Annotated in this window: 6 protein-coding genes and 1 pseudogene; 5 read left to right on the forward strand and 2 right to left on the reverse strand. The window is 63.1% G+C overall.

The annotated features are described in order from the left end of the window. From JHD07_RS24300 to JHD07_RS24310, 3 genes and pseudogenes are all read left to right on the forward strand, one after another. Positions 1-412: pseudogene (locus JHD07_RS24300) on the forward strand (decarboxylase); the annotation flags it as partial. Between the two features lie 19 nt (positions 413-431). Next, positions 432-2,132, forward strand: a complete 1,701-nt coding sequence (locus JHD07_RS24305) for a TrkA C-terminal domain-containing protein (protein WP_291626661.1) — start codon at positions 432-434, stop codon at positions 2,130-2,132. Between the two features lie 18 nt (positions 2,133-2,150). Beyond that, positions 2,151-2,585: a hypothetical protein gene (locus JHD07_RS24310; protein ID WP_291626663.1), complete on the forward strand. Its 435-nt coding sequence runs from the start codon at positions 2,151-2,153 to the stop codon at positions 2,583-2,585. Between the two features lie 45 nt (positions 2,586-2,630). Here JHD07_RS24310 and ppk2 read toward each other — a convergent pair whose 3' ends face one another. Further along, positions 2,631-3,431 carry a polyphosphate kinase 2 gene (gene ppk2, locus JHD07_RS24315; RefSeq protein ID WP_291626665.1) on the reverse strand — a complete coding sequence of 267 codons (801 nt, stop codon included), beginning with the start codon at positions 3,429-3,431 and terminating at the stop codon, positions 2,631-2,633. Positions 3,432-3,464: 33 nt separating this feature from the next. Further along, positions 3,465-3,917 carry a hypothetical protein gene (locus tag JHD07_RS24320; RefSeq protein WP_291626667.1) on the reverse strand — a complete coding sequence of 151 codons (453 nt, stop codon included), beginning with the start codon at positions 3,915-3,917 and terminating at the stop codon, positions 3,465-3,467. A 174-nt stretch (positions 3,918-4,091) separates the two neighbouring features. On the opposite strand from JHD07_RS24320, the gene JHD07_RS24325 reads away from it, so the two are divergent. Together JHD07_RS24325 and JHD07_RS24330 are read left to right on the forward strand one after the other, a co-directional pair. Beyond that, positions 4,092-4,526, forward strand: coding sequence for a hypothetical protein (locus tag JHD07_RS24325; RefSeq protein WP_291626673.1), 435 nt, complete (start codon positions 4,092-4,094; stop codon positions 4,524-4,526). Then, the coding region (locus JHD07_RS24330) for a biotin/lipoyl-binding protein (protein WP_291626669.1) at positions 4,519-5,247 on the forward strand (729 nt) is incomplete at its 3' end. The genes JHD07_RS24325 and JHD07_RS24330, both read left to right, overlap by 8 nt.

Here is a 5,247-nt window from a genome sequence, read left to right on the forward strand (position 1 = left end):
GATGAAGGACGTCCCCGACCTGCCGAACTTCTCGCATTTCCACCCGAGCTTCCGCGGCGATGCCGGTGCCAAGACCAACGAGGGCGACATCCGCACCGGCTTCTACGCGGCCTATGACGTGGCGGGTTGCGAGCACATTCGTCTTGGCGATCCCGAGATCGACAGGCGGCTGAAGGCCGGGCCCGAGCTCGTCTCCGCCAATTTCGTGATCCCGTATCCGCCTGGCTTCCCAATCATGGTGCCCGGCCAGGTCATCACCCAGGAAACCATCGACTTCATGCGCAAGCTCGATGTGAAGGAAATCCACGGATACGACGCCAAGGAGGGGCTGAAGCTCGTGCGCGCCGAAGCCCTGGCAAAGCTCGGGCGGCCCAAGCCCGGTGCCCAACCGAAGCTCAAGGCCGCGTCATAAGGCGAGAGAGGGGACGAACATGCAGGGCTTTTTCACGTTCCTGCAGCAGAACCCGTATCTGCTGCTGTTCTTCGTCGTCGGCCTCGCCGTCTATATCGGCCGGGCCAGCATCAAGGGGTATGGCCTCGGTATGGTCGCCGGCGCCATCGTGGTCGGCGCGGGCCTGTCGGTATGGGCATCGACCTACGGCGTGAAGCTCGAGCTGAACAATTTTGCCAAGAGCCTATTCTACTATCTCTTCATGTACGGCGTGGGCTTGCGCGTCGGTCCGTCCTTCATCAACAGCCTGAAAGGCGATGGGCTGAAGTTCTGCATCCTGGCGCTGGTGTCGAGCGTGCTCGGCCTTGCGCTGGTCGTGCTCGGCGCAAAGCTATTCGATCTGCCGGTCGGCGCTGCCGGCGGCATGCTGGCGGGCTCGCAGACCATGTCGGCTGCGATCGGTTCGGCCGAGCAGGCGATCACCTCGGGCGTCGTCAAGCTGCCGGAAGGCATGAAGCCCGAGCAGGCCTCGGGCATGATCGCGCTGTCCTATGGCATCACGTATATCTGGGGCACTGTCGGCATCATCCTGATCTGCAAATATCTACCGCGCTGGTGGGGCGTCGATGCCAAGGCCGCCGCCCGGAGCTACGAGCAGGAGTTCGGCGTGAAGGATCTTGAGGGCGGTGGCCTGACTGGCTATCGCCAGTTCGGCCTGCGCGCCTACCGGCTGGAGAACCCCGCACTGATCGGCACGACTATCGCCAAGTTCCGCGCGATGAATCCGGAATACCGCATCGTCAATGTCGGACGTAACGGTGAACCGCAGGGCGCCGATCCCGACCTTGTGCTGCAAAAGGGCGACATTGTTGCGCTCGGCGGCTCGACCGAGCATCTCACCGACAAGATGGGCCTGATCGGCCCCGAAGTCGCGGACCCCAAGACGCTTGGCATTCCCATGGACCAGGCGGACATCCTCGTCACCAACAAGGAGATCGTGGGGCGCACCTTCGAATCCTTCCGCGATACCGCGATCGCCGGCCAGTTGCAGGTCACCAAGGTCGAACGCGGCGGTGTGCAGATCCCGGCCGGTCTCAAGACCAAGCTGGAGCGGATGGACATCGTCTCCGTGGTCGGCCTCAAAGGGGCCGTCAACGAGCTCGGTGAGATGTGGGGCCGCATTGCGCGGACCAATACGTCGACCGACCTGCTGACGCTCGCCGTCGGCATGATCCTCGGATTCCTGATCGGCATGGTCGACTTCCCGGCGTTCGGCGCCAGGGTCGGCCTCGGCAACGCCGGCGGGCTGTTGCTATCGGGCGTGATCGTATCCTCGATTGTGTCGCGTCTGCGGTTCTTCGGCAACACGCCGAATGCCGCCCGCAACGTGCTCGAGGATCTCGGCCTTGTCGTTTTCGTCGCCATCGTCGGCGTCAACGCTGGAGCCGGACTGCTGTCGCAACTCACCGGGGCCATTGCGCTCAAGATCTTCATCGTCGGCTTCATCGCCTGCACGATCCCGCCGTTCATCGTCTGGGCGATCGGCTTCCACATCTTCAAGATCAACCCGGCCGTGCTGATGGGCGGCGTTGCCGGTGCGCGGTCGCATTCCGGCCCGTGCCGCGAGGCCGCGGTCGAAATCCAGAGCTCCGTGCCCTGGATCGGATTCCCGGTCGGTTACGCCGTCTCGGGCATCCTGCTCACGATCTTCGGCTACTTCGCCATGCTGCTGGCACAATAAACAAAAGGGGACAACGCCATGAGAAGATTGACCATCGGAGCAGCCCTGGCGGCTTCGCTCGCAGCCGTGACCGGCTTCAGTACGTCATCGCGCGCCGACACCGGACAGGTGGCCGTCGTCTTCACCAAGGGCGGATTTATCGTCGGTATCGGCGGCGGGGAGGGGGTTCTGCTCTACCGCGGCCACAAATATCCCTTCACGGTCTCAGGCATGAGCGTCGGCTTTACGATTGGAGCCTCGACGACCAAGCTGGTCGGCCGCGCTCTCAATCTGAAGGGGCCGCAATCGATCGAAGGATCCTACGCTGCCGGCGGGGCGGGTGGTGCCGTTGCGGCGGGTGCCGGCGCAGTCCAGTTGCAGAATGGCAATGGTGTCATTCTTCAACTCAGCGGCCCGAAGGTCGGCGCGGACGTGTCGGCCGCGGTCGGTGGCGTGACGATCCGCCTGAAGTGAGCACCAAGATCATCGAGCCCGCGCTCCCGGCGGGCCCGATGAGACCTAATATCGCTCCTCGACGAACTTCATCCTGCGCAGGCTGGCCTGATCGTCGTAGCGTCCCTTGCTGGAGCGTTTCGGCAGTTTGACCTTGGCCCGCGCGATCGTCTTGTAGGGAATGGTCTTGAGGATGTGCGCAATGACATTGAGTCGCGCGCGCCGCTTGTCGTCGGAACGGATCAGCCGCCATGGCGCATGCTTGGTATCGGTGGCCTCGAACATCATGTCGCGTGCGCGCGAGTAGTTGTACCAGCGACCGAACGACTCGGTGTCCATCGGGCTGAGCTTCCATTGCCGCAGCGGATCCTCGATCCGCGCCCTGAAGCGGAGTTCCTGTTCCTCCATCCCGACCTCGAGCCACAGCTTGATCAGGATGATTCCTGCGTCGACGGCGAATTTCTCGACCAGCGGACACAATTCCAGGAAGCGCTCGTGGTCGGCCGGCGAGCAGAAGCCCATGACATATTCGACGCCGGCGCGGTTGTACCAGCTGCGGTCGAAGATGACGATTTCGCCGCCGGCCGGGAATTGCTCGATATAGCGTTGCAGGAACAGCTGGGACTTTTGTCGGTCTGACGGCGCGGGCAGGGCGCAGACGCGGAAGACCCGCGGGCTGACTTTCTCGGTCAATGCCTTGATGGTGCCGCCCTTGCCGGCGGCATCGCGCCCCTCGAAGATGATGATCACCTTGAGCTTGTGGGCCCTGACCCACTCCTGGAGGTGACACAACTCGACCTGGAGCTTCTGAAGCTCCTTCTCGTAGTCCTTTCGCTTCATCGTCTCTGCAGACGCGTTCTTGGCCATGCTCGTCCATTCACCGTTGCGTCGGTCGGGCAATCACTCGTCCCACGAGATGGTCACGCCGATATCGCCGGGCACGCCGCCCGGGAAATCGATCACCTGATAGGCGATGCGATAGCCGCGCGGCTTCAGATAGTCGGTCCAGAGCTGGAAGATTTCCTTCGGGATTCCGGTCAGCGTGGCCTCCCAGCCCTTTTCCATCTGGTTGATGGCGCGCCCCTTGTCGGTGCAGAGTGAATTGGGAAAGCGATAGACCATGACCTCGGTGAGGCCGTTTCGCACGGCACGCTGGATGATGGTCGCGGCAAGCTTGACCTTCTCCTCCTCGCTCTTGCCGGACGGCTTGCTCAGCCGCTCGATCAGCGCGCGCTTCTCGGCGTCGGCGGCTGCGGCCAGGCGCACATACTCATTGGCCTTTTCGGCGTCCTTGAGCGCGGACTCTTTCCGGAGCTGCGTGGCGCTGGGGATCAGATCATCGATGCCGGGCATGGCTGACGGCTCCCGTCTCTGGACTGCGCGTTTCCCGAAGGCTAGGCGCGGCCGGGGTCATTCCCTTGATCCAAATCAAGCAAAGCCGCGATCCGCCTGACCACAGTCGTGCAGCGGCGCAGCACCGGCCGCGCCCGCGATGGGGAGAGACGCTTGAGCGAACAGCTTCATCCAATGGCGCCGCATCACCTGCCGTTCTATCTGGCGCCGGGCAGCGGGATCGATACGCTGATGGTGGTAATGGGGATATTCCTCATCGGAACCGTGCTCTGGGTCGGCACGCTGTACTGGAAGCTGCACAGCCTGCCCGAGCGCATGGCGCACAAATCGCAGAAGCTTCAATTCGAGTTCGTCGCCGTGCTCGGCCTGATCTCGCTTTTCACGCACATGCACGTGTTCTGGATCGCAGGCCTGCTGCTGGCCATGATCGACATTCCCGACTTCGGTGGCCCGCTGCGCAGCATTGCCGATTCCGTTGAGAAGATCGCTGATGCGACGCCCGAAGATGGCGACGCGGCTGCGGCGACAAGCCCGCTGCCCGCGGGCGGTGACGCGCCGCCAACGGACAAGCCGGGGCCTGCCAAGGAGAAGGAGCACAGCCATGTTTGAGCTGATGTTCTGCTCGCTGCTCACGATCCTGCCGGACTATCTCTACCGCCGCTACGTCCAGGGCAAGCGCTTTGGCAAGGAGATCACCTTCTTCTCGATCTGGTACGAGCTGCGCTGGGGCATTACCGGCTGCCTGATGCTGACGGTCTCCCTGATCACCATGATCTTCTATTTCCATCCAGCGACGTCGAACGCGACGCTCTATTTCCGTACCGTGCCGATCCTGCCCGAGGGCTCCGGCCGCGTCGCAGAAGTCAAGATCGGATTCAGCGCGCCGGTGAAGAAGGGCGACGTCCTGTTCACGCTCGATGCCTCGAAGCAACAGGCCGCGGTCGAGACCGCCAGGCGCAAGATCGCCGAGGTGGATGCCACCATGCAGTCGGCGCAGGCCGACGTGGTCAAGGCTGAGGCGCAGATTGGCGAAGCGAAGGCAAATTACCAGCAGGCCAAGGACGAACTCGACGTCAAGATCGATCTGCAGCGCCGAAATCCCGGAATCGTGCCGCAGCGCGACATCGAGAAGTTGCAGGTGCTGGTCGATCAGCGTCAGTCCGGGATCGATGCCGCGACCGCCGCGCGGCAGTCTGCGGCGTTACAGGTCTCGACCTCTCTTCCGGCGCAAAAGGCGAGTGCCGAGGCGGTGCTTGATCAAGCTCAGGTCGATCTCGACAAGACACAGGTTCGCGCCGGCATTGACGGGCGCGTCGAGCAGTTCCTTGTC

The organism is Bradyrhizobium sp. (assembly GCF_016462955.1).
Lineage (GTDB): Bacteria > Pseudomonadota > Alphaproteobacteria > Rhizobiales > Xanthobacteraceae > Bradyrhizobium.